Genomic DNA, 21,963 nt, shown 5'->3' with positions numbered 1-21,963 from the left:
TTTTATTCTTCACAAGAACTTATGAAATTGATATAATAGTAAACGAGGTGATGAATCGTGGAAAAACGTGAACCAAAAGATTTAACAAATTATGACAAACGTTTTGAAGAAGATCCAAGCTCATTTAATGATTTTCAAGCTATGGATTATGTAAAAGAATTGAAAAATCAAGGTCGTACTGATGATGCGATTGAAGCAGGAAGAACTTTCTTACAAGTTGGAGAAGGATTAAGTGGTTTTATTAATCATTATGGTTATGCACTTTATAATAAATACATTAATGTTGATGACGATAAAATCAAAGAAAAAGAAGATTTATTTTTCTCTATCGTTGATGAAATTGCATCTTTATGCAAACAGGAAAAATACTCTCCTTTAGAAGCTACAATCAATAAAGCAATGAAGTATGTCATGAACCAGAAACCTGTTGATTATCAAAAATTATCAGCACTTTTAGATAAATTAGATGTACAGGAATTAAGTATTGATCCATTTATTAATGCCGCTGGTAAAGAGTATGAATCTAAAAAGGAAAAATGGTATCGATTAAAAGTGAGATGTGCCTATGAATTAGCAGATTATAAAAGTTGTGTAGAATATGCCAATATGGCTTTTACGCAACCTATTAAATGGCATTATAACAATTTAAACTGGGTAAAATACTATCGTGCCTCTTCTCTTGTTCATTTACAAAGATATGAAGAAGCCGAAAATGAATTCTTATCATTAGGAAATAAAATTCCAAATGTAGACTCATTCCAGGTTCTTTATGATTTATATATGAATACAGGTAAAGTGAATGAAGCTTATACAAATCTTGTTTATAAATTCTTTAAATCAGGATATACGCTTGATGAATTGGCATTATATGAAAAGATTTTAGAAATGGTTAAAACTGGTAAAAATCAGGAAGTAATTGATTTAGCTAATGCATTCCTTTATCAATTAAAACAGGAAAATCATAAAGATGTTTCTCAAAACAGTATCAATGAACAATATCAACAAATGGATAGCAGTACATTATATGATCGTTTGTACAATCAATTAATGGAACATTTAGATGAATATATTGAACGTTTTGAAGGGAAAGTTGTTTATTATAATAAAGATAAAGAATTTGGAAGTATCTATCAGGAAGATGATGATAACTTATTCTTTAGACAATCTGACTATATCTATGATGAAGTTGTAGAAAAACATGATGTTGTTGAATATAGCCTTATGAAAACATATGATTTTAAAAAGCAAAGACCTTCTAGCAAAGCTATTTTATTAAAAACTTTATATGAAGACATTCAATATTAAGCCATGCCTGTCATGGCTTTTTTTGTCACATCTATTTGCATTTTTCATACTCTATACTGAGGTGAAAAAGTGTTATCAATACTTAAAAACATGCCTGTTCTTATTTTTATAGGGGCTATTGTATTTAATTGGCTATCCACCTTGTTAGGTGCCTGTGTTGTTTATTTTACAAACAAAGAAAATAAGCATCTTGTTTCTGTTGCTATAGGGAGTAGCGCTGGTATTATGATTGCTGCATCTTTCTTTTCATTAATCCTGCCAGCCATGGAACAACTAGAAGGTATGAATAAATGGTATCTCATGATTATTCCTGTGGGATTTTTATGTGGTGTTCTTTTTTTAGCTATATGCGACCATCTTCTTCCCCATGAACATATGATATCCGGAGAAATTGAAGGCGTTCATTCGCATTTTTCTAAAAATCAACTTTTTTTACTGGCAATGACATTACACAATATTCCTGAAGGACTTGCTGTTGGTGTTGCCTTTGCCAGTGCGCATCAGCAATTTCTTCCTGCTCTGATTCTCTCTTTAGGCATTGGTATTCAGAATTTTCCTGAAGGGATGGCTATTTCCTTACCCATGTACCAATATGGCAAAAGTCGCTTTGTATCTATGATGTATGGTCAATTTTCTGGTATTGTTGAAATTCCAGCAGCTGTCTTAGGATATCTTTTCGCAGCATCAATTGAAAATCTTTTACCTTTTGCCCTGAGTTTTGCTGCTGGTGCTATGCTTTTTGTTTGTGTTGAGGATATGATTCCAGAAGCCTGTTGTCAGCATCAGATTGATATTGGTGCTATTTCCTGTATGATTGGTTTCATTATCATGATGACATTAGATATTATGTTATCTTAAATTTGATTATTTTTTTGTTATTTTTATAATTTTATTAAAATAATTTGTTGAATTCATATTTTTTTGATTTATTTTTTTAAAAAATATTGACAAAGTTTTTTTGTTTCATTATGATGATTAGTATATAAAACAAAAAGCAATGATGTGACAGAGTAAAAATTTTTGTGGCATTAGAGATATGACGGATGGTGAAAGTCATACGCAAGAAAATTTTGAATACACCACGGAGCTATTATTCTGATAAGGAATAATCGGGGTCATAACGTTATTTATGAAAAGTTATTCAACTTACAAAGGTTATAATCGTGAGATTATAATAAATTGAGGTGGTATCGCGTTAACTCGCCCTCTTGGGTTGAGTTTTTTTGTTTTATAAATCATAAAAATGAGGAGGAATTGGTATTATGAAAAAATTATCTGTATTATTACTTGCGATGGGTTTACTGTTAAGTGGATGTGCCAGCAACAGCACTGAAGCCAAAGAATTATCGGAAGTCAAAATTGGGGCTATTCAATTTGCTCAACATCCAGCTTTAGATAAAGCCTATGAAGGATTCAAAGATACTTTAATTGAGGCTGGAGTCAAAGAAGAAAACATTGATTTTCAAAATGCAAGTGGGGATCCTTCTAACTGTCAGACAATTGCTGAAAAATTCGTGAATGATGGTGATGATCTCATTTATGCAATTGCTACTGATGCATTACAGGCAGCTGCCAATAAAACAACAGATATTCCTATTGTTGGCGCAGCAGTGACTGATTTTGAAACAGCCGGTGTTGTTGAATCTAATGATAAACCTGGGACAAATGTCACTGGAGCAAGTGATTTAAATCCAATCCAGGAACAATTACAGCTTTTACAAAAATTAGTTCCTGATGCACAAAATATTGCTATTTTCTATTGCAGTGATGAAGCAAACTCAGTATATCAGGGAGAAATCGCTTTAGAAGCAGCTAAAGATTTAGGATTGAATGCTGAAATCGTCACAGTCTCTAATGATTCCAGTGCAATTCAACAGGTTGCTCAATCTATGATTGGAAAATATGATGCTGTGTATATTCCTACTGACAACTTATTAGCTTCTAATATGGCAACTGTCGCTCAAGTGACAAATGAAAATCAGTTACCAGTTATTGTTGGTGAAGAAAGCATGTGTGAAAATGGTGGTTTAGCAACTTTGAGTCTTGATTACTATACAGTTGGTCAAAATGCTGGAAAACAGGCATTAGCTATTTTAAACGGGGAAGCTAAAGTTGAAGAAACACCTATTACATTTGTTAAAGGTGAAGATTGCGAATACTTTGTTAATCAAAAAGTGGCTTCTCAATTAGGTATTGAAATTCCTGATGATTTAAATGCAACAATGATTGGAGAATAATTATGAGTATACTTTTATCATTACAAGGAGCTATTGGTCAAGGTATTCTTTGGGGTATCATGGCTCTAGGAATATATCTGACATTTCGTATTTTAGATATTGCCGATTTGTCTGTTGATGGAAGCTTTGCGACAGGAGGTGCAGTCTGTGCAGTCGCTTTAATATCAGGCATTCATCCTCTTATCGCGATTGTTTTGGCAACTCTTTCTGGATTTGCTGCTGGTTTTATAACAGGATTTTTGCATACCAAATGTAAAATGCCTGCAATTTTAGCAGGAATCTTAACACAGTTAGCACTTTATTCTATTAACCTTAGAATTATGGGAAAAAGCAATATTCCATTGCTTCAATCTTCCACTTTATTTAAAGATTTATCTCAAGTCATTCCACTCACATCACAATGGATTACTATTTTGATAGGAATTGTATTCAGCCTGATTGTTGTTATTGGTATTTATTGGTTTTTAGGAACTGAATTTGGTTCATGTTTAAGAGCCACTGGTAATAATGAAAATATGGTCAGAGCCAATGGTGTGAATACGGATACCATGAAACTTTTTGGTCTTATGTTAAGTAATGGTTTGGTTGCTATGAGTGGTGCTTTGGTTACACAACAACAAAGTGTTGCTGATGTCAAAATGGGAACAGGAGCTATTGTCATTGGATTAGCATCTATTGTTATTGGCGAAGTTATTTTTGGCAAAAAAGCTGGCTTTAAACTTCGTTTAACTTCTATTATTGTTGGTTCTATCATCTATCGTATGATAGTAGCCATTGTTTTACAGATGGGATTAAATACTGATGATTTAAAACTCTTAACTGCCCTGATTGTAGCAATTGCATTAACTGTCCCTGTGATGATCAATAAAAAGAAGCGTCTGACAATGTATAAAAAGTTGACTGGAAAGGAAATGGAAAATCATGCTTAAGTTAGAAAAGGTCTCTAAATCTTTCCATATTGGAACACCAAATGAAAAATGTGTCATTAAGAATTTAGATTTAGAATTAGAACAGGGAGATTTTGTCACAGTTATTGGTGGGAATGGTGCTGGAAAAAGTACTTTATTAAATCTGATTGCGGGTGTTTATCCATTAGATTGTGGTATTATTACACTTGATCATCAGGATATATCTCTTGCCCCTGAATACAAACGTGCTCAAATGATTGGACGTGTATTTCAAGACCCTATGATGGGGACTGCGGCTGATATGCAAATCATTGAAAATTTAGCAATGGCTGCTCGTCGTGGTCAAAAAAGAACATTGCGTTGGGGTGTTACCAAAAAAGAGAAAGAAGAGTATTATGAAGCTGTAAAATCACTTGGTCTAGGCTTAGAAGAACGTCTCACAACCAAAGTTGGTTTACTATCTGGTGGTCAACGTCAAGCCCTTACCCTACTGATGGCTACATTGAATAAGCCTCAATTATTATTACTTGATGAACATACAGCTGCATTAGACCCAGCTACCAGTACAAAAGTATTAAAATTAACAAACGAGATTGTCACACAACAACAATTAACCGCAATGATGGTCACTCATAATATGAGAGATGCAATTGATATTGGAAATCGATTAATTATGATGTATGATGGTCATATTATTTTTGATGTGAAAGGTGAAGCAAAGAAACAATTGACAGTCAATGACTTATTAAAGAAATTTGAAGAAGCCATTGGTGAAGAATTCGTTAATGATAGAATGTTATTAGGCTAGATTTCTAGCCTTTTTTTATAATAAAGAAACGCTCTTTTTCAACAACACAGTAAAAAACCTCATGATAATCAGAGATACCTGCTTCTTTTAATTTTTTCATCAGCCATGCTTCATCACGATTCATTAACTGTAATAATTTATAATTGATTTCTCCATCACTAATGATTGCATCTGGTGCCTTAACCTGACTTTTCTTCTTTTCGATAACGGATAACTGACCATCCGTTTCTAAAACTGCAAAATCAACTTCTGATAAGGACCCTATCCCCTGCTCCCTTAGATGATGTGAAAGATCATTTACACTGTATTTTAAAGAAGCCATTTTCTTTTGATTCAGTTTTCCTTGAAAAACAATAAATGTAGGATGTCCCTCAACCATTTTTTTAAAGAAAGGACTTTTTAAAGAAATAAGTGTAAAAAGTTTATCCATCAGTACAATGACAACGACGGCAATTCCTGCCTGCATAAAGTTCACCTGTTCATTACCAATAGATATTGTCATTAACTCACTGATAATCAAAAAGACAATCAAATCCGAAACACTTAATTTACTCATCTCTTTTTTACCTAGAAAGCGAATCATACAGACCAGTAAAAGATAGGTCCCTAAACTTTCCATAAAAATCTCAATGTATTTCATAAAAATGACTCCTTTGCATAAAGTATATTAGGAGGAAACTATGAAAAAAACAATACAGACTTATTTTTATACATGTCTCATCTTCTTTATTCCCTTTTTACTCATTTCAATTATTCTTTCCATTTTTTCATACTTCATGCAAATTAATCAATTTTTTATCCAAATCATCATTCAAATACTTTCGTATTTCTTTTTAACGATGGCTGCACTTTATTTGACATCCCATCTTCCCCAGCATCGTCTTTTCCACTGTATCTGCTTTGCCATCCTTTATTTATTGATCAGTACTCTTATCCATTTAGGTCAAATTCAATATATACATCTCATTTTAAAACCTGCACTTTTCATTTTCATTGGTGCCATCAAAGAATTACGAACACGTATGATTGCATAAAAAAGGGGCTTTTATCCAAAGTCCCTTTAAAATAATAGTAAACATGAGAAAAATATAGCAACAACAATCAATATGACATATGGCACACGTACCAGACAGGCCAATGATGTATTCTTTTTTAAATCATTAATCATTGAATCTTCCATAACCCCTACAAATAATGTTGCGGCTGCAACATTAAAGAAATTAAGAGGACCTAAATAGAGTTCCAAAGTACTCATAGGAAGAATAAAAGCATAAATACAATCGACAACAACAACGATGATCAGAAAGAGAATCCATAATGTCATCACTGTTTTATTGAACTTACGACTTTCCTGCATAATATCACCACCTATTCCTTGATGTCATTATTATATACTATTTTTATAGAAATAACAAATATTGAAAACATGTTCAAAATATTTATTGGACTTTTTTATAAATTAAACTATAATAAAATAGAGTATGAATTCAATTTCAAGAGGGGGTAAAATTGATGATACATATGGTTTTATGCTGTGCTGCAGCAATGTCTACAAGTTTGTTAGTTGAAAAAATTAAAAAAGAAGCTGAAAATCAGGGAATCGCTATTGATATAGGTGCCTCAGGTGTCCATGAAGTTTTTCATGAAGCTCAAGATGCTGATATTGTCTTATTGGCACCTCAGGTTAAATATATAAAAAAGCAGTTAGAAAGAAATCTTCATGATGTTCCAGTAATGGAAATTTCGATGCGTGATTATGGGACAATGAATGGTAAGAATGTTTTTAATGATGCTTTAGAAGTTATTCATCAAAGAAAAGAGACACAAGAAAAGAAAGGATCATAAAAGTATTGATAGTATGCGAGGAGTGCATGTTTCATGCACTCCTCTTTTTATACAAATATTCTTTTTTCTAAGAAAAAAGATGGTCATTAAGGCCATCTATACATTATATTCAATCTTTAAAATTTTAACTTCATAAGGTTCTGCAACCCCGACAGAGACAATCTCATTCACACCATGATCAAGAATTGCTTTCGCTAATGGTGATTCGTTTGAGATTTTTCCATTTAAAGGATCTGTTTCAAAAGTCCCTACAATTGTAAATGTTTCTTCTTCAGCGTCAGGTTCAGATAAGTCTAAAATTGTAACAGTTGCTCCTGGTTTCGCAACAGTACTATCTAATTGTGACTCATCGATAATTTGCACATGTAATAGCATCTGATCAATTTCTTTGATTCTAGCTTCAATATGTGCCTGTTTATCTCTAGCTGCATCATAGTCAGCGTTTTCTGACAAGTCACCTTGAGAACGTGCTAATTGCAATTCTTCAATAACCTTTGGTCTTTCAACATTAATTAACTGTTCTTTTTCCTGTTTTAACTTTTCTACCCCACTTTGGGTTAATAAAACTGCATCATGATCCATATTTATCCACCTCGCGAACTATACTATAACATAAATACTATAAAATTACTAGCTTTTTTCTTTTTCATCAATAATACTTTTCATTTTTGTAATCAATAAATCTACTGCTACCTGATTATGTCCCCCTTCTGGAATAATCAGATGTGCAAACTTTTTAGAAGGTTCTATAAACTGCTCGTGCATTGGTCTTACAGTCTCTAAATATTGTGAACATATAGAATCAAGACTTCTTCCTCTTTCTTCCATATCTCTTTTCAAACGTCTGATAAAGCGAATATCACTATCCGTATCAACATAAATCAAAATATCACATAACTCTCTGACACGCTGTTCAGCTAAGACAAAGATACCTTCTAAAATAATAATATCTCTTCCTTCAATGACTTCTGTTTTTTGACTACGTGTATGTAAAGTATAATCATAAATAGGCTTTTCTATTCTTTCACCATTTTTTAATTTCTGCAATTGTTCAACTAACAAATCAGTATCAAATGCTAGAGGATGATCATAATTTGTCTCAACACGTTTTTCATAACTCAAATGACTTTGATCTTTATAATAATCATCCTGTTTAACTATTTTGACTTTATGATTACCCTGAAAATAGTCATAAAGCTGTTTGGCTAATGATGTTTTCCCTGATGCACTGCCTCCAGCAATGCCAATAATAACAGTCTGTTGTTTCATGATTGTTTGACCTTTCTGCCCATATCATTAGGTAAAACTTTTTCAGGGATTTCAACATAAAGCAGTTCCATTGGATGATTAGCCACTTCAATCCTTTCTTTATCTTCATTCAAGAGTTTTTCTACTTTAAAAACAAGATTTTCATGATGAGGTGAAAAGACTTCTATCTGATCGCCTACTTTAAAATAATTTCTTTGTTCTATTTGAGCTAGATGTGTTTTCTCATCATAATCCATGATACGCATCACAAATTCCTGAGTCGGATGTTCATCACGTAAATTAAACAGTTGTTCATCCTGCGTTGGATGGTCATAGAAGAAACCATGACAAAAAGCTCTATTAGCTGCTTTTTGCAGTTCCTTTTCATAATAGTCATTCTGCTTAAAAGCATCTGGATCTTCACAGTAACTATCTATAAGCTTACGATATGCCGAAACGACAGTTGCGATATAATGCACAGATTTCATTCTTCCTTCAATCTTGAATGAATCTACACCTAATTCAATGAGTTCACCAATATGATGAACCAAAGACATATCTTTGCTGGACATACTAAATGGCATATCATCTTCCTGATTCACCAATTCTCCATCCTGATACAAATCATAATACCAGCGACAAGATTGAGAACATCCACCACGATTGGCATCACGTCGACTTAAATAATTCGATAACATACATCTTCCCGAATAATGAATACACATCGCGCCATGAATGAAATATTCAATATCAACATCTACTTGATTCATAATTGCCTTTAAATCATCATATGTAACTTCTCTTCCAAGCACAACACGATCCATGCCCATATCCTGATAAAAAGAAATAGCCTGCGAATTAAGAGTCGACAGTTGTGTAGAGACATGAACTTCTAAATTCAAATTCATGGATTTTGCTAAAAACATGATATAAGGGTCAGCTACAATAATAGCAGTCACACCAATCTCATCTAATTGTTTAAGATACTCCTGAATTCCTTTTAAATTATCCTGATGCAAAATAATATTACATGTGACATGAATATGGGCACCATATTCTTTCGCAAATGCAACACCTTCTTGAATATCTTCCAAAGAAAAATTAGAAGCCTGTGAACGCAACGAAAACTCTTTTCCACCCACAAAAACAGCATCAGCTCCATACATAATCGCTACTTTTAATTTTTCCAGATTTCCTGCTGGTGCCAACAGTTCAGGTTTTTTTATGATTTGTCTTTTCCCATTAATGATTTGACTGACTTTTCTCATGATCCATCTTCCTTACATCTTCTAATTTATAAACTGTCTGATCAAATAAAAAACCACGATGAAGAGGTGTTTTTAATTGATAAAGTAAATTCATATATGATTTCACATCTCTATCATATGTATTGTTTTGAAAACTCTTTAGAGCATCACTATATAAAGAAGCCACTTCCACTGCTTCATTTTCATCCATCATCAATGTTTCAATATATAAATATTCAAAATCATGAATCTGATTCAACAAATCCAGCATATATAATCTTTCCTGTGAGAAAATATGTGTCCCTCGTTGATCCTCATAGATATGAAAAATATCTTCTGAATTGCGAGCTTGAATTGTTAAACGTGTCTGACTTGTTAAATCAAACTGTAAATGTGATGCCTGCTGATAGTTTGTTAATAAAGCACGCTTACTGGCTGCTATGTATTCAACCCCGTGAACCTGTAACATTAATGGCATATCTGTCTGTTGAAGAATCTGTAACTGTTCTTCTAATGGAATGACACGTGCCAGTTGAGCACTTGTTACTCCCTGCTGTTTTAAAACCTTTAATGTCATAGCATTGGTATTTAATGTTTCAGGAGCATACATCATATCTAAAGAATAACTATTCTTTTTCACAATCTGCAAAACACCAAAATCTTGAAACAATAAACCTTTGATTCCTATTTTGACAAGCTTATCTATATAATATTGCACATCTTTGATTTCATGTTCATCATATAAAGCATTCATAGCGACATAAAATGAACATTGCGGATATTGTTCAATCATCTGAGACATCTCTTCTAATGAAAAATTATAAGGTGCATAAAAAGAATAATGTCCGCCTAAAACAAATGTATCAATACCCATGGAAACATAATCATAAAGACGCTCTTTTTTATTTAATGATAATATTAATTTCATTGTTTGTCCTTTCTTGTGATCACACAGATGCCATCACCAACTGCATAATAATGAACATCATAATCAGCATTTTGAAAAATCCAATCTTTAAATCTTTTGATTTTTTTCACTAACTGTTTAGTATTTCTATTTTGAATATGATCAATATCAAAAATCATACCATGAAAATCTAAATTATCAACAATAATGATTCCTTTTTCTTTTACAAATGGCACATATTTCTCAAAAAATTTCTGATATTGTGCTTTTGCGGCATCAATAAATAAACAATCATAAGGTGCACATTGTAACTTTTGGCAATCAAAAGTTAAAGCATTATCATGATGAATCACAATTCTTTGATCTAATTGTCTTTCCTGAATATGTTGAACAGCTTCTTGATAACGTTGTTCATCCAATTCGATCGTTTCCACCATCAAATCATCAACATGTGTGACCATCATCATCGCTGAATATCCAATCGCTGAACCAATCTCCAAACATGATGATGCTTGAATGGTTTTTAACTGCTCAATCAAAAAGAGGATTCCCTCTTTTTGCATAACAGGTATATGACGATTCAATGCATCTTTTTCTAATTCCTCTAATGTCATCATCTTAATACCACTTATTCTCCTCTACAACTTTTTGATGTTCTTCATAGGTACGACTATAAATCACTGTTCCATCTTCTTTAGCAAAGAAATAATAATAGTCATGGTGTTCATAATTCAAACAAGATTCAATAGTCACCTTCGAAACAGTACTAATCGGTCCCACTGGTAACCCTGTATACTTATATGTATTATAACGTGAATCAATTTGCGTATGTGCAACTGAAACATCAACACCCGTTCTTTGCCATGCATAATTCACTGTAATATCACTTTGCAGTAACATATCTTTATTCAAACGGTTCATAAAAACACCGGCAATTTTTGGACGATCTTCATCAAATAAAGATTCTCTTTCAACAATTGATGCAAAGGTTAAAAACTGGTGTGGTGTCCATCCCATCTTTTCAATATCATCTTGATAAGCAGACAATTGCTGATCCATCATATCTAAAGCTAATTTCGTCATACTTTTTAAATCTGGTTCTAGTTCTGTAATATAGTATGTTTCCGGATAAAGATATCCTTCTAATGGATAAAGAATATCAGCATCTAATATACTCTCATCAATGAACCAGTATTCATCAATTAATGATTGTAAATAGTCCTGATTATCCCATTGTTTGATGACTTCATCTGCTGATATATTTAATATGTCAGCAAATGATTGTGCAACTTCTGGAATTGTTGTTCCTTCTTTAATTGTTAATCTGGATAAAACAATATATTGAACATCAGGATTTTCAAATATGGAGAAAATATCAGACAATGACATATTTTTATTTAAAATATATGTATTGGCCTGTAAATGATCAAAATGATTCAGTTTTAAAAAAATTTCTCCACATAATTTATTATTAACCAATCCAGCTTCATCCAATGTATCAAGCATTTGTGAAGCTGTTGAACCACTTTCAATCGTCACAATGACTTCTTCATCTTTTGAAGAAACAGCAGAAATGCCATGATTATAAAAAATAATAATTCCTATAATACAGGCAATAATCACTCCGCCTATTATATAAATAATTTTTTTATTCTTCATAAAATATCCTCCATCTTCTACTTATTATAGGTTATTTTACAAGAATTATCAATATTCGCCATTTTTTTATCATTTTCATGAAAAAAAGAGCTTAATAAGCTCTTAAATTCCCCTTCCTTCAATCAGACAAACAGGTTCCCCAATCATATAACTGAAATGTGTTTCAAATAAAACACCTTTAGATTCTCCACGTTTAATTTCAAATGATTCAATAGATCCACCTTTTTGTGAAGCAACAACAACAAATCTATTATCAACAATAATCATTTGAACTGGTTTTTCATCTGTATCTGTGACATCTACTTTTGTCAGCATTCCTGATGGTATATCAACTTCAAAAGTTGTAACTGAATCATGACCACAGTTAGATACCAAAAGATAATCTCCACTATCATTCATAAGAATATCTCCACCTGTATTTGTTCCAACATATTCATCTGTTGGATATGTGACAATTTCCTGAATGAGAGTCATATGTCCATCCTGATAACGATACACATTGACCATACTTGTCAATTCATTTAAGACGTAAGCATATTGTCCATCAGGTGAAAAAATAATCTTCTTTGGCCCTGAACCAGGTTTTACATGGAATGATAATTCATCATTGCGTGATAATCTACCTTTTTCACCAATATCATAGAAAACAATCTCATCTGTTCCTAAGTCACAGACAACCATCCATTTTCCATCCGGTGTCTGATCAATAAAACAAGGATGTGCCTCGCTTTGACGTTTTGGATCAGGTCCATGACCAACATGTTTAATCGTTTGAACAACTTTGACAATCTTCTGTTTCAAAATTGGCACCACAACAACTTCACTGTTATAATAATCAACAGCATAAGCATATGAACGATCAGGATTCACATAGCACCAAACATAAGTCTTTCCATGATTTGTCACCTTTGCTGTGAGTCCAAACTGCAAGTCCATTGATGCATATTGCCATATTCCACCATCCGTTGGTCGTCCAGTCTTGTTTTTATAACAAACAAAAATATAACGTTCACGTTTAAAAATAGACGTTGGGTTTGCTAAAGACTTGTAAAATTTCTTTTTTAAGATTTCCCCATTATCAATATCTAAATGAAATACATATATTCCTCTTGTTAAATCATTCCCATTACTTCCTACAAAGATGGGTTTCACTCTTCTTCTCTTAAAAAATAAAAACGCCATTTTTATCCTCCTTAATAAAGAAAGGTAACTTTCGTTACCCTCCTGATGACAACAAATCTATTCGTTATTATCTTGAGAATCCATCTCTTCTTCATCATCTGCCATGAAGCTATTGAAAACTTCTTCAATCATATCCCATTCATCCGGTGTTTCAATAGGATATAAATGTCCTTCATCATCATAGATTGATGAATAAACCTGTGCATTCTCATCTTCAGCATCATAATATAAAACATATTTTTTGCCTGTATCTTCACTATCAAAAGTAAAAAGGACATCAAATTCTAACTCATTACCATCATCATCAATTACCTGTATTTTATTTACGTCCATGATTATCTCCTTTGACCATCTAAGTATCCCTGTAAGATCTGTACAGCTGCCATTTTATCAATGACTTTTTTTCTTTTTTTACGTGACACATCTGCAAAAATCAATTGATTCTGTGCCATGACAGTTGTCAATCTTTCATCAACTAATACCACTTCAACATCCATCATTTTTTCAAGTCTTTCTTTAAAAGCAATTGAAATCTGTGCTCTTTCACCTAAATCTCCATTCATATGCTTAGGTAACCCGAGCACAATTGTATGAATATGATGCTCTTTGACTATTTCCTGAATATGCTTGGCAGCACTTTTATAATTATTTTCTTCAAAACGATAGGTCTCAACACCATGGGCAATCATGCCAAGAGCATCACTCATTGCAATGCCACATGTTCTTGATCCTAAATCTAATCCTAATATTTTCTCCACTATTTTGACTCCAGATAAAATTTAACTAATTCTTCAATAATTTCATCACGATCAATCTGTTGAATAATTGAACGTGCACCTTTATGGCTTGAAATATAAGCAGGATCATTAGAAATCAGATATCCTGCAATTTGATGAACAGCATTATAACCTCTTTCATCCAAAGCATTAGCAACTGTCATTAAATGAGAATGGATAACTTCTCTTTTAATTTCTTCTGAATTAAATAGACGTGTTTGAGTAAAATCTTTTCCCATTTGTACTACCTCCCATCTATATAATCTATATTACACTAAATAGTCTCAAATTGCTAGTAAAAACTTAGAATTGCATTTTGATTTGTGCAATGGCCTCATCCATTTTTGTGATATCAGTACATCCACCTTGCGCAAAATCAGGTTTTCCACCGCCACGGCCAGATGTCACTTCATTAATTATCTTAATCATATCTCCAGCTTTATAACCATCTTTTACCATTGATTTTGTTAAGGCAACAAAGTAAGATACTTTATCTTCGTATTCATTCACCATCACAACAACACCATGTTCTAACTGATCACGAAGATCAAAAGCCATTTGTTTTGCTGAAGCAACATCCTTGCTTTCTTTCACATATAAGAATTGTACACCATGAATATCTAAAATATTCTTTGATTGTTCTTTTGCAGATAAAACGTTTAATTGTTCTAAATATTGATCTCTTTCTTTTTTGATTTCAGTTGTTTCATCCATAAAATGTTGAACTTTTTCAATCGTTTCATTTTTATTCTTAATTTTCAATAATTTTTGAACTTGATTTAAAGTGTCTTCATTTTTCTTGAAAACCTGATATGCCTGTTTAGATGTAACAGCTTCAATACGTCTAACACCTGAACCAACACTTTCTTCACTGACAATCTTAAAGATTCCAATTTCTAAACTATTATGAACATGGCATCCACCACATAATTCTTTTGAATAATCGCCAACACTGACAACACGGACTTCATCACCATATTTTTCATCAAATAAAGCCATTGCCCTTGACTTCATTGCTTCATCTTTGCTCATATATTGAATATCAACATCTAAACCATTAAAGATTTGTTCATTGACCTGATCTTCTACCTGAAGTAATTGTTCTTCAGTCACCTTTTGTGGATGTGTAAAGTCAAAACGTAATCTTAAATCGTCCACATAAGATCCTGCCTGAGAAACATGATCACCTAAAACATTTTTTAAAGCCTTCTGTAAAAGATGTGTTGCCGTATGATTATATGTGATAAAAGAACGCTTCTTCATATCAACATATAAAGTTAAGCTATCACCAACATGGACTGAACCTTTTTGAACTTCTACAGTATGCAAATGTTGTTGATGTGGTGCTTTGTTTACATATGTCACATTTAATACTGTTGTCTCATTAGACATTGTTCCAGTATCAGCACATTGTCCACCCATTTCTGCATAGAAAGTTGTCTGATCTAAAATAATTTCTCCTTTATCTGTAATTTCATCACATTTAACACCATCTTTAAAAACAGCGATAACCTTAGCCTGAATAGGTGTAGGATCATAAATAAATGTTGAAGGTTGATCAAAAGCCATTAAATCAGGTTTTTGTGAAGACATAGATTCCAAGTCTCCTCTGGCATTTCTAGCACGTTCCTGTTGTGCTTTCATTTCTGCCTTGAATCCTTCTTCATCAACTTCAAAACCAGATTCTTCAGCAATTTCTACAGTTAATTCTAATGGGAAACCATATGTATCATATAATTTAAAAGCATCTTGACCATTTAATAAATGATTTTGGCTTTTTTGTAACATCTGATTCAATAATTTTTCTCCATTTGATAATGTCTTATGGAAAGCTTCTTCTTCTTTTTTAACCAACCCACTGACATATTCCACTTTAGCAGGTAAATAGTCATAGAAATCTTTCATGATATCTGCAACAACACCAACAAGTTCATACATAAATGAGTGATCAATACCAATCTTTTTCCCATAACGTACAGCACGTCTTAAAATTCTTCTTAAAACATAACCTCGTCCTGCATTATCAAATAATGCACCATCACTTAATGCGAAAGTCACAGTACGGATATGGTCAGCAATTACACGATAAGCCATTTTATTTTCTGCATAAGGTACTTTTGCCAGTTTTTCAGTAGCATGAATAATTGGTAAAAACAAATCTGTATCAAAGTTTGTTTCCCCTTCCTGAATAATGCTGACAAGTCTTTCTAAGCCCATTCCAGTATCAATATTTTTTTGTGGTAATTCTTTATAATCCTTACGATCAATAGCAGGATTACAGTCATATTGTGAAAAGACAACATTCCATACTTCAATATAACGATCGTTTTCCATTTCATCAAAGAATAATTTTTCTCCTATTCCTTCTGGATCATATTTTTCTCCTCGGTCATAGAAAATTTCAGAATCCGGTCCTCCAGGTCCTTCACCAATTTCCCAGAAGTTATCATATGTTTTTAAAATATGACTAGGATCTACATGACAAACTTCTGTCCAAATACGATAAGCTTCTTCATCATCTGTATAAACACTGATATAAAGCTTATCTTTATCAAAGCCAATCCATTCTGGGCTTGTTAAAAACTCCCAGGCAAATGGAATTGCTTCTTCCTTAAAATAATCTCCTATAGAAAAATTTCCTAACATCTCAAAAAATGTATGATGTCTTGCTGTCTTTCCAACATTTTCAATATCGTTTGTACGAATAGATTTTTGGGCATTCGCAATACGATTACATGCAGGCTTTTCTGTTCCATCAAAGTATTTTTTTAAAGCGGCAACCCCAGCATTAATCCACAATAATGTTGGATCGTTATGGGGAATTAAAGATGCTCCAGGTTCAATCATATGTCCTTTAGATTTAAAGAAATCCAAAAACATCTGTCGTACCTGATTTCCAGTTAATTGTTTCATGATTTTTCCTCCTTTGAATAAAAAAAGTCATTCCTCAAAAGGAACGACTATTATCGCGGTACCATCCTTATTCATAATGAATACTCATTATGCTCTTTGATCGTTAACGCCGATTTACGTTGATGTTTGCATCACTCTTAGAAGGTAGCTTTCTTTATCATGACCCAGGAATTTTCACCAACCATTCCCTCTCTTGAGAAATCATTATAAATACTTTCCTTCTTCAACGATTTGACTTTGATATTATATCCAATTTATCATCAAAAATCAATATATCTTTTAGTAATTTATAGGTGATAAATCTTTTCATTTTCTTAAAAAATGATAAACTATTTTTAATGGAGGTATGACATATGAGTTTATTAAAAAAATTAGAGCTTGCTAATCAGTTTTCTCCCTCAGAAAAGAGTATTGCTGAATATATTTTGAATCACAGCGAAGAAGTACTTAATTTATCAAGTGTGGAACTTGCCAAAAAAACTTTTACATCACCCGCAACAATTGTGCGTTTATGCCAAAAGCTCAATTTTAAAGGTTATAATGATTTTAAAATCGAATTATCTGCAAATTTACAATATGTTCTTTCACATCAAAGTGATATCAATGCTAATTTTCCATTTCAAAAAAATACGAATCTTTCCCATATTGTGAATACTCTTATCGAATTATATAAAGAAAGTCTTGATGAAACAGTTCAATTATTAAATCAAGAAGATTTACGTCAATCTGTCATTTTATTAGATAATGCACAAATCATTGATATTTATGGAGTTTCTGGACCACTACGAATGGCAAGTGATTTCCAATATAAAATGTTTAGAATCGGTAAAGATGTAAGGATTGCTCCAATGATAAATGAGCAACTATTCCAAGCTGCACAATCCAATCATCATCATTGTGCCATTCTAGTCTCATATTCTGGTGAAACAGAAGAAGTCATTAAAGCTGCCCAAATACTTAAGATGAATCACGTTCCTATGATAGGTATAACATCAATTGGAAACAATCAACTTTCTTCATATTGCCACTATGTTCTCAATTTAGATAGTCGAGAACAAATCTATAATAAAATCTCAACACTGGGCTCTACCCTATCCATCCATTTTATATTTGATATTCTCTATACTGCTATTTTCGCTAGACATTATGACGAAGCCTTTAAAACCAAATATGATTCTGATCAATTAATAGATCATAGAAAAAAATCATAATTCTGTAATTTAACAATTAGAAAAGAAAGATAGTCAATTCTACCTTTCTTTTTATATTACTTCACTTTTTTTATGAACAACCATATACTAATTATTCCAAATATCATACTTATCAAAAACATCGTAAATATTGAACTTGTATCATATGTTTTAACAGAATCACCAGTTTGTATTGAAGATATATTTTTTTCATTTATAACTTCAACATCTTTATCATAAGTATCTTTCTTATCATTATTATAAGAATTGTTCTGATTTTCTTGAGTATCAATAATTGGTAAAGGTGTCTTTTGTATATATATTGTTTTTTCTACTAAATCTGTTTGATCATTCATATAATCAAACTCAATGATATACTCACGAGAATCTGTTTGATAAAAAGCATTGTTTTGACTTTCTTTGAGAATATATTTTATTTTTTCTTTAGCACTTCCATTTTCGTAGTTAAAAATATTATAATTTTGACTTATTGCTTGTCCTTCATTATTTGTTTTTAATATTTCTAGTCTATTTCCATTCACATCACTAATAGTATATTCAATATTTGATAATGGTTTTTGACTATCTTTATCTACAACATTCAAAATTATTTTCCCCATAGATTGTTTATTTTTTATTATCAGACTCTCGCCTTTCATATAATCTTCTGCAGATATTTTTAAATCTTTAACTTTTACATATCCTTTTGCTGCTGATAACTGATGAATAACATATGTTTTCATTGGATTAAGGCCATTTATAATATGCGGTTCTTTTTGCGTTTTCCATTGACTTATAACTTTCCCTGTTTCATCCAGCAATTCGAATTCTGAACCCAAAATATATTCATTAGTTATTTCATCAATATGTTCAATTTGAATTTGGGCTTGTTGCACTTGAGTGTCAGTATCTATTGTTGTTAAAAAGACAATCCCACCACTAGGTAAATTAATATTAATTCCTTTAGAAAAATTAATATTATTATGTATTTCTTTAACAACTGGATAACCTAAATCATCAACTTTTCTATCATCCTCGAAATAACGATATTCATAAATTTTTTGTTGTTGTTCAGAATTATCCTTTAATGTAATTTCTTTAGCAATATTTGAATTATTCACAATCATATATGTCATTTGTCCATCTTCAGTTTTCATTCCTACCGCTCTTAATCCATCCAAATTATCAGACCATGAAGCATTTATAATGGAACAATGACGTGGAAATAGATGTGTCATAAGTGACCAAGTATAAAAATGTGGTCTTATATTTTCCTCCTCTGGTTGATTATACACTCGTCCTGCAATTGAATTCCAAAAGCCCCACTGCTTAAGTGAACGAATATCTGTAGATGGAAAACCATTATCTTGATCATGCATAGCATCATCCATGTCCCATATTGCTACACCAGAAAATCCTCCTCGCATAACTTGAGCAACTGCATCTGCCATGATAACTCCATAACTAAATTCTTTAACATAAGGTTGCGAATCACCATCTGTTTTTCCAGTAACCATACCTATTTCTGTCATATAAAAATCTTTTCCGGTTACAACACTTCTTTGCTCTTTAACTGTTTTTTCTATATCACCATTCGTTATTTCATCAATTGTTGGATACATATGAACATCATATAATCCAATTTTCTGATTCAATAATGTATCATCCTCTAAATTTTTTAACCAAGTATAATTTTCGTCCCATACTGTATCTGGTCCAACGATTTTTACTTGATCTAAAATATCAATTTTCTCAAACTCATCATATAAATAATGAATTCCTGCTGACCATTTATCATAGTCTTGACAATACGACCATTCAGTATTAGCTTCATTAACATAATTAAAATATTTAATACAAGTATATTCTTTTTCATTAATAAGATAATCCATTAATCCAGAAATCATCTTTGCCCATAAGGGACTATCTACAGTCACTCCTGTAAAATCACCTTTAAATCTGTCTGGTGCCTCCCATTCTCCTAATATAACCTCTATATTTCTACTTTCTAAATAATCTAGTTCTTTAATTAACGCTTTCATATCATCGTTTTCAAAATTATATATTGGATTTCCATTTTTATCTATTCCCTCACAATAAGTAGTCGCATAAATCATACATCTTATAAAAGATGGATTCAAATAATCTACACGTTCACATACTAGATTCCACTCATCTTCGGTAAGGGGATGTACTTGATATGGGTCCCACTGTACTCCTAAGCCTTTAAAATCATTAGTAACAATATCATTCACATCAAAATTGACTTCACCGTCTTGTTTTTCATCTATAGTGCTATCTCCAGTTTTTGTAATTATAATATTATCAATATATATTTTTTGTATAATTTCATCACCACTTTTTCCTACATCGAACTGAATTTTTGCATTTTTAGTTATTCCTAGCAAATTGTCTGATTGAATAGAAAATGTGAATTCCATTTTTTGGTACTCTTGTGATAAAGATAATTCTTTATCTTCCAAATATTTCAAATTATAATCATCCGTATCTTGTACACTAAAATGAATTTTGGAATTTTTATCTGCTTTAATATCAAAAGAAATATTATAAACTCCGTTTGTTAAGAAAATATCTTTTTGAAAAAACTGTGCATCCCACCAGTTTTTACCTTGTGAATTTGAAAAAGTAAGAACTCCTTGCTGATTTTCTGTAGTTATATTTAAATCCGAACCATTACTATTATAAATTTCCCATCCAATGGTTCCATGATCAAATGTACCATTAAAAACATATTCATTATTCAGCGTCTCTAATTCTTTAAAACATAAATTATTAATAGTAATATCTTCATTGACAAAATCTGTATTTCCTTCTCCAGAACTTAAATGAAAAGCAACTGATTCTTTAGCGTCATTTCGTTTCGCAAAGCGAAATTCAAAAGAATTATTTCCTTCTTTTAAATTTAATAAAGTACGATTAATAGCCTTAATAGTGTAATCATTTGTATTTTCAATATCAAAACTTAAAGTACCCTCTTTTGAAGAATAAATGTCAAAATTAATTTGATACATTGTTTTCGATTTCAAATCAATATTGTCTTTTTTCAAAGTTAAGTCCCACCAATTTGTATTGGTTTTGTTGATATGAGCCGAAATTTCATCTTCTGTACCACTTAAAGTAGCAGAAACTCCATTTGCTTCATTAAGAATCCAACTTCCGATTTTTTGCACTGGTACTTCAGTAATAGCAACATTTTTAAAAAAATAATCTTTATTTAAATTTTCCTGTTGTCCTATATGAAATACAAGTTGTGATAATCCCTCATCATTCATTGTAAAATCATAATCATATTTTTGATATTTTGTTGATAATGAAAGTTCTGTATCCTCTAATCTTTTTGCATAATTTTCTTGATTTTCTACGGTCACTTTTATACCCACGTCTTCTGTAGCCTTAGCATCAAAAGACAGATGATATTTCTTACCATTTTCCAATTTTATATTTGATTGTTTAAATCCTAATTCCCAATAATTTCCATTACTTTTTTGAGGTGTGAATTTTAATTCATTATTTTTTACCTCAATTGAACCTTCCGTATTTTCTTTATTATTAACATCCCAATTAATATGCCCTTGTGAAAAATCACCATTAACAACAAAATTATCACTTGCATACACATGGTTACAAAGCCCAAAACATAGCATTAAACTCAAAATTATCGATAAAAATTTTTTCATATTTGCCTCCTTTCAAATATATCATAATATATTTTTTGAC

22 protein-coding genes and 2 other annotated features are annotated in these 21,963 nt (G+C 31.7%); of the genes, 8 read left to right on the top strand and 14 right to left on the bottom strand.

Features of this window, described 5'->3' with window-relative positions; translation table 11 throughout:
• The first annotated feature begins 57 nt into the window (after positions 1–57).
• The 5 genes from ACZYT4_RS05795 to ACZYT4_RS05775 all read left to right on the top strand — a co-directional run bounded on the left by ACZYT4_RS05795 (position 58) and on the right by ACZYT4_RS05775 (position 5,258).
• The gene (locus ACZYT4_RS05795) at positions 58–1,305 is read left to right on the top strand and encodes a hypothetical protein (protein WP_463783415.1); all 1,248 of its coding nucleotides are present in this window, start codon (positions 58–60) and stop codon (positions 1,303–1,305) included.
• A gap of 69 nt (positions 1,306–1,374) precedes the next feature.
• A complete protein-coding gene (locus tag ACZYT4_RS05790; protein ID WP_463783412.1) occupies positions 1,375–2,163 on the top strand; it encodes a ZIP family metal transporter in 789 nt (262 codons plus the stop codon).
• Positions 2,164–2,293: 130 nt separating this feature from the next.
• Positions 2,294–2,516 (top strand) — a binding site (T-box leader).
• Positions 2,517–2,567: 51 nt separating this feature from the next.
• Positions 2,568–3,542 (top strand): ABC transporter substrate-binding protein, encoded by a 975-nt coding sequence (locus tag ACZYT4_RS05785; protein ID WP_463783411.1) that lies wholly within the window; start codon positions 2,568–2,570, stop codon positions 3,540–3,542.
• A 2-nt stretch (positions 3,543–3,544) separates the two neighbouring features.
• Positions 3,545–4,471: an ABC transporter permease gene (locus tag ACZYT4_RS05780; RefSeq protein WP_463783407.1), complete on the top strand. Its 927-nt coding sequence runs from the start codon at positions 3,545–3,547 to the stop codon at positions 4,469–4,471.
• Complete coding sequence (locus ACZYT4_RS05775) at positions 4,464–5,258, top strand: ABC transporter ATP-binding protein (RefSeq protein WP_463783405.1); 795 nt, start codon at positions 4,464–4,466, stop codon at positions 5,256–5,258. Before ACZYT4_RS05780 ends, ACZYT4_RS05775 begins: the two co-directional genes overlap by 8 nt.
• 4 nt (positions 5,259–5,262) lie before the next feature.
• Here ACZYT4_RS05775 and ACZYT4_RS05770 read toward each other — a convergent pair whose 3' ends face one another.
• The gene (locus ACZYT4_RS05770; RefSeq protein ID WP_463783401.1) at positions 5,263–5,898 is read right to left on the bottom strand and encodes a DUF421 domain-containing protein; all 636 of its coding nucleotides are present in this window, start codon (positions 5,896–5,898) and stop codon (positions 5,263–5,265) included.
• A gap of 40 nt (positions 5,899–5,938) precedes the next feature.
• Here ACZYT4_RS05770 and ACZYT4_RS05765 point away from each other — a divergent pair, with 40 nt between their 5' ends.
• Positions 5,939–6,292, top strand: coding sequence for a DUF3792 domain-containing protein (locus tag ACZYT4_RS05765; RefSeq protein ID WP_463783397.1), 354 nt, complete (start codon positions 5,939–5,941; stop codon positions 6,290–6,292).
• A 26-nt stretch (positions 6,293–6,318) separates the two neighbouring features.
• Here the strand turns inward: ACZYT4_RS05765 and ACZYT4_RS05760 are convergent, their stop codons facing one another.
• Complete coding sequence (locus tag ACZYT4_RS05760; protein ID WP_463783394.1) at positions 6,319–6,615, bottom strand: hypothetical protein; 297 nt, start codon at positions 6,613–6,615, stop codon at positions 6,319–6,321.
• A 155-nt stretch (positions 6,616–6,770) separates the two neighbouring features.
• Between ACZYT4_RS05760 and ACZYT4_RS05755 the strand changes: the two genes are divergently transcribed.
• Positions 6,771–7,103: a PTS sugar transporter subunit IIB gene (locus tag ACZYT4_RS05755; protein ID WP_463783393.1), complete on the top strand. Its 333-nt coding sequence runs from the start codon at positions 6,771–6,773 to the stop codon at positions 7,101–7,103.
• 96 nt (positions 7,104–7,199) lie between these two features.
• On the opposite strand, the gene greA is transcribed toward ACZYT4_RS05755, so the two are convergent.
• The 11 genes from greA to alaS form a co-directional block, all read right to left on the bottom strand.
• On the bottom strand, positions 7,200–7,685 hold the full coding sequence (gene greA, locus ACZYT4_RS05750) for a transcription elongation factor GreA (protein ID WP_463783391.1): 486 nt from the start codon (positions 7,683–7,685) through the stop codon (positions 7,200–7,202).
• 48 nt (positions 7,686–7,733) lie between these two features.
• Positions 7,734–8,372 (bottom strand): uridine kinase, encoded by a 639-nt coding sequence (udk, locus tag ACZYT4_RS05745; protein WP_463783390.1) that lies wholly within the window; start codon positions 8,370–8,372, stop codon positions 7,734–7,736.
• Positions 8,369–9,619, bottom strand: coding sequence for a peptidase U32 family protein (locus ACZYT4_RS05740; protein ID WP_463783387.1), 1,251 nt, complete (start codon positions 9,617–9,619; stop codon positions 8,369–8,371). The genes udk and ACZYT4_RS05740 overlap by 4 nt, the downstream gene beginning before the upstream one ends.
• Positions 9,594–10,526, bottom strand: a complete 933-nt coding sequence (locus ACZYT4_RS05735; RefSeq protein ID WP_463783385.1) for a peptidase U32 family protein — start codon at positions 10,524–10,526, stop codon at positions 9,594–9,596. Before ACZYT4_RS05735 ends, ACZYT4_RS05740 begins: the two co-directional genes overlap by 26 nt.
• The gene (locus ACZYT4_RS05730; RefSeq protein WP_463783382.1) at positions 10,523–11,122 is read right to left on the bottom strand and encodes an O-methyltransferase; all 600 of its coding nucleotides are present in this window, start codon (positions 11,120–11,122) and stop codon (positions 10,523–10,525) included. Before ACZYT4_RS05730 ends, ACZYT4_RS05735 begins: the two co-directional genes overlap by 4 nt.
• A 1-nt stretch (position 11,123) precedes the next feature.
• Entirely contained in the window at positions 11,124–12,164 is a 1,041-nt protein-coding gene (gene mltG, locus ACZYT4_RS05725; RefSeq protein ID WP_463783378.1) for an endolytic transglycosylase MltG, read from the bottom strand.
• Positions 12,165–12,266: 102 nt separating this feature from the next.
• Entirely contained in the window at positions 12,267–13,346 is a 1,080-nt protein-coding gene (locus ACZYT4_RS05720; RefSeq protein WP_463783374.1) for a lactonase family protein, read from the bottom strand.
• A gap of 57 nt (positions 13,347–13,403) precedes the next feature.
• Positions 13,404–13,679, bottom strand: coding sequence for a DUF1292 domain-containing protein (locus ACZYT4_RS05715; protein WP_463783370.1), 276 nt, complete (start codon positions 13,677–13,679; stop codon positions 13,404–13,406).
• A gap of 2 nt (positions 13,680–13,681) precedes the next feature.
• Entirely contained in the window at positions 13,682–14,104 is a 423-nt protein-coding gene (gene ruvX, locus ACZYT4_RS05710; protein WP_463783367.1) for a Holliday junction resolvase RuvX, read from the bottom strand.
• Positions 14,104–14,361, bottom strand: a complete 258-nt coding sequence (locus ACZYT4_RS05705) for an IreB family regulatory phosphoprotein (protein WP_087243145.1) — start codon at positions 14,359–14,361, stop codon at positions 14,104–14,106. Before ACZYT4_RS05705 ends, ruvX begins: the two co-directional genes overlap by 1 nt.
• 64 nt (positions 14,362–14,425) lie before the next feature.
• On the bottom strand, positions 14,426–17,035 hold the full coding sequence (alaS, locus tag ACZYT4_RS05700) for an alanine--tRNA ligase (RefSeq protein ID WP_463783361.1): 2,610 nt from the start codon (positions 17,033–17,035) through the stop codon (positions 14,426–14,428).
• A gap of 36 nt (positions 17,036–17,071) precedes the next feature.
• Positions 17,072–17,271, bottom strand: a binding site (T-box leader).
• A 117-nt stretch (positions 17,272–17,388) separates the two neighbouring features.
• On the opposite strand from alaS, the gene ACZYT4_RS05695 reads away from it, so the two are divergent.
• Positions 17,389–18,246: a MurR/RpiR family transcriptional regulator gene (locus ACZYT4_RS05695; protein WP_463783358.1), complete on the top strand. Its 858-nt coding sequence runs from the start codon at positions 17,389–17,391 to the stop codon at positions 18,244–18,246.
• A 56-nt stretch (positions 18,247–18,302) separates the two neighbouring features.
• Here ACZYT4_RS05695 and ACZYT4_RS05690 read toward each other — a convergent pair whose 3' ends face one another.
• Entirely contained in the window at positions 18,303–21,923 is a 3,621-nt protein-coding gene (locus tag ACZYT4_RS05690) for a carbohydrate binding domain-containing protein (protein ID WP_463783356.1), read from the bottom strand.
• Positions 21,924–21,963: the final 40 nt, after the last annotated feature.

It is taken from the genome of Massilimicrobiota sp. mt181, assembly GCF_055420065.1.
The sequence above is the reverse complement of the archived record's forward strand: the minus strand, read 5'-3'. Positions and strand labels throughout refer to the sequence as shown.

What these genes read in the sequence shown, in the direction of transcription:
- ACZYT4_RS05730 (WP_463783382.1), bottom strand. Translation starts at nt 11,122, where the DNA reads ATGATGACATTAGAGGAATTAGAAAAAGATGCATTGAATCGTCATATA.
- greA (WP_463783391.1), bottom strand. Translation starts at nt 7,685, where the DNA reads ATGGATCATGATGCAGTTTTATTAACCCAAAGTGGGGTAGAAAAGTTA.
- ACZYT4_RS05720 (WP_463783374.1), bottom strand. Translation starts at nt 13,346, where the DNA reads ATGGCGTTTTTATTTTTTAAGAGAAGAAGAGTGAAACCCATCTTTGTA.
- ACZYT4_RS05705 (WP_087243145.1), bottom strand. Translation starts at nt 14,361, where the DNA reads ATGGGAAAAGATTTTACTCAAACACGTCTATTTAATTCAGAAGAAATT.
- ACZYT4_RS05765 (WP_463783397.1), top strand. Translation starts at nt 5,939, where the DNA reads ATGAAAAAAACAATACAGACTTATTTTTATACATGTCTCATCTTCTTT.
- ACZYT4_RS05755 (WP_463783393.1), top strand. Translation starts at nt 6,771, where the DNA reads ATGATACATATGGTTTTATGCTGTGCTGCAGCAATGTCTACAAGTTTG.
- udk (WP_463783390.1), bottom strand. Translation starts at nt 8,372, where the DNA reads ATGAAACAACAGACTGTTATTATTGGCATTGCTGGAGGCAGTGCATCA.
- ACZYT4_RS05695 (WP_463783358.1), top strand. Translation starts at nt 17,389, where the DNA reads ATGAGTTTATTAAAAAAATTAGAGCTTGCTAATCAGTTTTCTCCCTCA.
- mltG (WP_463783378.1), bottom strand. Translation starts at nt 12,164, where the DNA reads ATGAAGAATAAAAAAATTATTTATATAATAGGCGGAGTGATTATTGCC.
- ACZYT4_RS05690 (WP_463783356.1), bottom strand. Translation starts at nt 21,923, where the DNA reads ATGAAAAAATTTTTATCGATAATTTTGAGTTTAATGCTATGTTTTGGG.
- ACZYT4_RS05735 (WP_463783385.1), bottom strand. Translation starts at nt 10,526, where the DNA reads ATGAAATTAATATTATCATTAAATAAAAAAGAGCGTCTTTATGATTAT.
- ACZYT4_RS05715 (WP_463783370.1), bottom strand. Translation starts at nt 13,679, where the DNA reads ATGGACGTAAATAAAATACAGGTAATTGATGATGATGGTAATGAGTTA.
- alaS (WP_463783361.1), bottom strand. Translation starts at nt 17,035, where the DNA reads ATGAAACAATTAACTGGAAATCAGGTACGACAGATGTTTTTGGATTTC.
- ACZYT4_RS05775 (WP_463783405.1), top strand. Translation starts at nt 4,464, where the DNA reads ATGCTTAAGTTAGAAAAGGTCTCTAAATCTTTCCATATTGGAACACCA.
- ACZYT4_RS05760 (WP_463783394.1), bottom strand. Translation starts at nt 6,615, where the DNA reads ATGCAGGAAAGTCGTAAGTTCAATAAAACAGTGATGACATTATGGATT.
- ACZYT4_RS05785 (WP_463783411.1), top strand. Translation starts at nt 2,568, where the DNA reads ATGAAAAAATTATCTGTATTATTACTTGCGATGGGTTTACTGTTAAGT.
- ACZYT4_RS05770 (WP_463783401.1), bottom strand. Translation starts at nt 5,898, where the DNA reads ATGAAATACATTGAGATTTTTATGGAAAGTTTAGGGACCTATCTTTTA.
- ACZYT4_RS05780 (WP_463783407.1), top strand. Translation starts at nt 3,545, where the DNA reads ATGAGTATACTTTTATCATTACAAGGAGCTATTGGTCAAGGTATTCTT.
- ACZYT4_RS05740 (WP_463783387.1), bottom strand. Translation starts at nt 9,619, where the DNA reads ATGAGAAAAGTCAGTCAAATCATTAATGGGAAAAGACAAATCATAAAA.